General features: G+C 37.4%; 3 protein-coding genes. 2 read left to right on the top strand and 1 reads right to left on the bottom strand.

Going from position 1 to position 3726, the window contains the following annotated elements:
* Nucleotides 1-83: 83 nt before the first annotated feature.
* Complete coding sequence (locus BLW28_RS16185; protein WP_073217416.1) at nucleotides 84-458, bottom strand: DUF7793 family protein; 375 nt, start codon at nucleotides 456-458, stop codon at nucleotides 84-86.
* 832 nt (nucleotides 459-1290) lie between these two features.
* Between BLW28_RS16185 and BLW28_RS07820 the strand changes: the two genes are divergently transcribed.
* Both BLW28_RS07820 and BLW28_RS07810 read left to right on the top strand, forming a co-directional pair.
* A complete protein-coding gene (locus BLW28_RS07820; RefSeq protein ID WP_073217418.1) occupies nucleotides 1291-1902 on the top strand; it encodes a hypothetical protein in 612 nt (203 codons plus the stop codon).
* Between the two features lie 882 nt (nucleotides 1903-2784).
* Nucleotides 2785-3654, top strand: coding sequence for a hypothetical protein (locus BLW28_RS07810; RefSeq protein WP_073217421.1), 870 nt, complete (start codon nucleotides 2785-2787; stop codon nucleotides 3652-3654).
* Nucleotides 3655-3726: the final 72 nt, after the last annotated feature.

Genomic DNA, 3726 nt, shown 5'->3' with positions numbered 1-3726 from the left:
ACTCTAGATTCTAACAGCAAAGCGGTCTAGACTCTAGATTCTAACAGCAAAGCGGTCTAAACTCTTTCCTCTGCCAATACTGTTCATAAATATTCTCTTAAAAATACCAAGGCCTCACGTAAATTATAAAACGATTCGGTAGGTACGGGAGAATAAGTAGTATGAAGATAAAACTCAGATATAGCCTCCGATGTTGGGTGACATACCACAAGTGCGGTTGCCCTAATAAGATACGAGCCCTCCAAAGCAAGATAATTCCGAGCCAACCTGTCTATCTCAACTATCCCCTGTATATCGCAGAGTAAAGGATATACCAGTCCCTCCTGTATTCGATACCTATCTGCAACCATTGCCTTAGCTGCATCCAGAGTGATAATAACACCCGGACGAAACCGAATTCTTAAAATGTCTTCCTCTATCAAATAAAAACATAAATTATTTTCAAAAGCAACCACCATAATCCTTACGAAATAGCAAACTACGCAATAAAAATAATAATTTTTGAAATTTAATTTAATCCAGTATTCATTTTTGCCAGTATTGACATATACCCGACTCCCGCAATGTGACACCCGAGATAAAAGACTTATTTTTAAAATAATGCTACCGACTACCAACTTCTACCACTGAGCTATGAGTTTAACCGAAGCAGGAAAACCTGTGAGGTCTTTCCTACATAACAAAACAAACCGAACCCAAACAAGAAACCTACACCCCTCCACCATCTACCCTCTACCCTCTAACTCCCCCCTCTTTTGCCTATTAAGGAATTTTTCTTGCCTATCAGGGATTAAATACCCCTGGCTTTTCATAAAATCATAATTTCGACATATCTTCATTTTTCGTTTTCTCCCCAATCATTTTAAAACGGGCAATGCCACTAAAAAAATATTGAAAAAAGTGTCAGAGAAGAAGAAAAAAAGAAGAAAAAACGACAATAAAACCAGCATTTTTATCCTCCCCGAAGCTGGAATGATAAACTATCTCTTCGATTTTATTATAGCATAATCATTAGTGTCCGATTAAAATATTTCAAAATTCCGTTCAGCCAAAGCTGACAGGCACTAAAAGAATTTTTATTAAAGCGATCGCTTGCTAGTAAGCTCACCACTAAAATGTAAAAACTAAAAAGTATACTTATTCCATTTAACTTAACTGTCAACCCATTAAGAAGCAAGTCTTATGTCCTAAATCTTTCAGCGAAGCGGTCCTAAGTCTTTCAGCGAAGCGGTCCTACGTCTTAATCAGACACGACTTTATCAGAATATTAACCTATAAATATCTTTAGTTATGATCACACAAATTCTTCACTTTTGGAACAGCTTTGAAAACCATAAAGAAAGTATGGTAGTAGCCCTCAAACGAGGCCACAATTACGATAATGCACTAGCTCAAATGCGCGCACACCTGCAGAAAATACACAAGGATCTTTCCCTAATCATCCTAGTCGAGCTCGGACAGCCACATCGTTTACATTTTATTACAAAAGGCCGATTAAAACTAAAAAAAATGGTCACGAAAATCCTTGTCACTGCACCCTACGATAGCGGATGGTCATTTCATAACGGGATCATGCCTTGGGAGGGAAATCTTATGGAACTTTGCAACAGACATCCTTTTTTAGGAGAAGATACTGTAATTTATGAAGTGTATTTTGACATCGTGGAAATCTACAAAGCTTCCCGTAAATTAGCTTTGGTAGTATATGTTGAAAAAAACAGAAGCCATCCTAAATATATAATTAACGATTCCATGAAAACGCTACTATTGATGTATTTTGGCGATGAAATGTACTACCGAAATATCGCCAGAATCAAAATAGCGCAGAGAAAATACAGGGCATACAACTTTGCACCCATTTCTCAACTCAAAAAAATATTGGAATTCGCCATCAAACCCTAAAACCATTTCCGCACAAATAAATAATAACAAGAATAAATAATAATACCCCCCACTCAATGCACTACTCAAAACAAATTAAGGCTACAGTTACCCAGAGAGATAGGTATAGTCACTCCGAGTTAGTGCTACATTAACCCCTAGCTAAAGCTACTCGAGTGTATGGTTTTCACTACGTTTAAGCTACTCATCCCCTAAGATAATGCTACTATGTTAAATAATTTAAGCTCCCCAGACTACATGTGCAGCCCTGCGACACAATCTCTAGTATGCTTCTTACGCTATGTCCCATTCACCCGAACATATCGATCCCTACCCGAGAAAAATCAGGTCCAAAACCTGCCGTATTATCATATATCCTAAGGACATACAGCTGCTAACTGGCAAATCCTACCGTTATGCCCTAGACTTAAACAAAGAAATCCGAAACTACTTCAAAAAACAAGACCGCCATCTACTCACCATCTACGAATTCGCCGACTACACCGGCATCAATCCCGACACCATCCTATCCCACATAAAATAACTCCAATCCCTTGTCATACTGAGCGCAGACGAAGTACCGAATAATAAATCAGACGCAACCCCTTGTCATACTGAGCGCAGCCGAAGTACCAAAAGACTAAGTCTAAAACCTGACAGGTCTTTAAGACCTGTCAGGTTTGTCATGTACAATTGGAGATTGAAGAATAACGAATATTGAATTAATAATAAGTGGTGAATGATTATAAAATATATGGTAAAAACCTTCAGTTTATTTGTCGTGAGTCAAACAATCGTGGTTCAAACCGTCAAACTTCATTTTCAATTTCGATTTCGATTTCGATTTCATTTTCCTTTTCCCTAGTTTTACACCCATTACAAAACCAATCCTATTCACAAACAATGAACGAATTCATACACTTTAAACAACAACGGGAATTGGGAACTATCTTAACCGATATTTTCAAATTTATTCGCCTTAATTGGAAATCACTTTTTGGTTTAATTCTAAAAGTAGCAGGTCCCGCCCTGCTTATTCTCGTAGCAGCCTATATTTATTATATGCAAGCCATTTTTGGCACTTCGGGCATACTGCAAAATTTAGATGCGATTGATACGTTTAGTGGTGCGAGTATGCTTTCGGTATTCTTTCTTTTTTTGGCAGCTATTATTTATTATTCACTGCTGAACGGGGTTATCCTACATTATATTAAAGCGTATATTGAAAATAAAGGGAATGTTACCAACGAAGCTGTAACAGACGGAGTGCGGGAAGATTTCTGGAAACTGTTGGCCGCAAGCTTTTTGGTAGCCATAATCACCGGCTTCGGAATGATGTTTTGCCTTATTCCTGGAATCTACGTGGGTGTTGTGTTGTCTACCACTTATGCAGTGATAGTTTTTGAAAAAAGAGATGTTCTCGATACTATCAGTTATTGTTTTAAGCTTATTAAAAACGAGTGGTGGATGACTTTCGCCACCTTGTTCGTTGTGTTTTTATTGTACTATTTTATTAACTTTATTTTTCAAATACCCCAGTATGTTTATTTCTTTATCAAAGGTTTTTCCATTTCTGAAGAAATTGCCGCAGATCCTGCTGTAATGTTCGATTGGATTTACACAGCCCTGACCTCTATTGCACTTTTATTTCAGTATTTAATGTATAGCATTATTGTACTTTGCAGCGCTTTTATTTATTTCAACTTAAACGAAAAGAAAAACTTCACCGGCACTATGGAGACCATTGATTCTATTGGGGAACGAGAGGATTAACGATTGGAGATTGACGATTTGGGATTTTTGAATAACGAATAACCAAGTAACAGGCTGATGATTGGAGATTGG

Origin of the sequence: Aequorivita viscosa, assembly GCF_900106795.1 — a bacterium.
Classification (GTDB): domain Bacteria; phylum Bacteroidota; class Bacteroidia; order Flavobacteriales; family Flavobacteriaceae; genus Aequorivita; species Aequorivita viscosa.
This window is presented reverse-complemented; position numbering and strand designations above follow the sequence as displayed.